The organism is Rahnella sp. CG8 (assembly GCF_023701875.1).
Classification (GTDB): Bacteria; Pseudomonadota; Gammaproteobacteria; order Enterobacterales; family Enterobacteriaceae; genus Rahnella; species Rahnella aceris.
Genome location: NZ_JABAED010000071.1, coordinates 1 through 1,145, shown reverse-complemented (window position 1 = coordinate 1,145; position 1,145 = coordinate 1). Strand labels below are relative to the sequence as shown.

General features: G+C 54.0%; 1 protein-coding gene. It reads left to right on the top strand.

Annotated elements, in window-relative coordinates; genetic code table 11:
- Positions 1-1,116 (top strand): IS3-like element ISRaq1 family transposase gene (locus HGO41_RS25990; RefSeq protein WP_153376843.1). Its coding sequence is split into 2 segments (ribosomal slippage), with 1,117 coding nucleotides annotated over them: positions 1-254 and positions 254-1,116; the frame shifts between segments, so codons are not numbered across the junction. This gene is flagged as partial in the annotation.
- Between the last annotated feature and the right edge of the window lie 29 nt (positions 1,117-1,145).

Below are 1,145 nucleotides of genomic sequence, written 5' to 3'. Positions count from 1 at the left end.
GAAGCGTTTTTCCGACGAACAGATCATCAGTATCCTCCGCGAGGCTGAAGCCGGGGTTTCTGCCCGTGAGCTCTGCCGTAAGCACGCCATTTCCGACGCCACCTTTTACACCTGGCGTAAGAAGTATGGCGGTATGGAGGTGCCCGAGGTTAAGCGCCTGAAGTCGCTTGAGGAAGAGAACGCCAGGCTCAAGAAGCTGCTTGCCGAAGCCATGCTGGATAAGGAGGCGCTTCAGGTGGCTCTGGGGCGAAAGTACTGACGACAGACCAGAAGCGGGAAGCCGTGATGTTGATGTGTGATGCGACCGGTCTGTCGCAACGTCGTGCCTGCAGGCTTACAGGTTTGTCCCTGTCGACCTGCCGTTATGATGCTCAGCGTCCGGCTGCTGATGCACATTTATCAGGGCGTATTACTGAGCTGGCGCTTGAACGCAGACGTTTTGGTTATCGGCGTATCTGGCAGTTGCTGCGTAGGGAGGGCCTTCACGTCAATCACAAGCGGGTATACCGTATTTACCACCTTAATGGACTGAGCGTAAAACGCAGACGACGCCGTAAAGGGCTGGCGACCGAACGGTTTCCGCTTCTTCGCCCGGATGCGCCGAACCTTACATGGTCGATGGATTTCGTTATGGACGCACTGGTCAACGGTCGCAGGATCAAGTGCCTGACCTGTGTGGATGATTTCACGAAGGAGTGTCTGACGATCACCGCTGCTTTCGGTATTTCAGGCGTTCAGGTCACGCGTATTCTGGACAGCATCGCGTTGTTTCGGGGCTATCCGGCGACAATAAGAACCGATCAGGGCCCGGAATTTACCTGCCGCGCGCTCGATCAATGGGCCTTTGAGCATGGTGTGGAACTACGGCTTATCCAGCCAGGTAAGCCAACGCAGAACGGATTTATTGAGAGTTTTAACGGACGCTTTCGCGATGAGTGTCTGAACGAACACTGGTTCAGCGATATCGTTCACGCCAGGAAAACCATTAACGACTGGAGGCAGGATTATAACGAGTGTCGTCCACATTCGGCACTGAATTATCTGACGCCATCAGAGTTTGCAGCACGGTGGCGAAATGGAAAATGTGAAGGTAAACAAACCGACATTACTAACTGACGGTTGTATCTAATCCTGGGGGCAGGTCA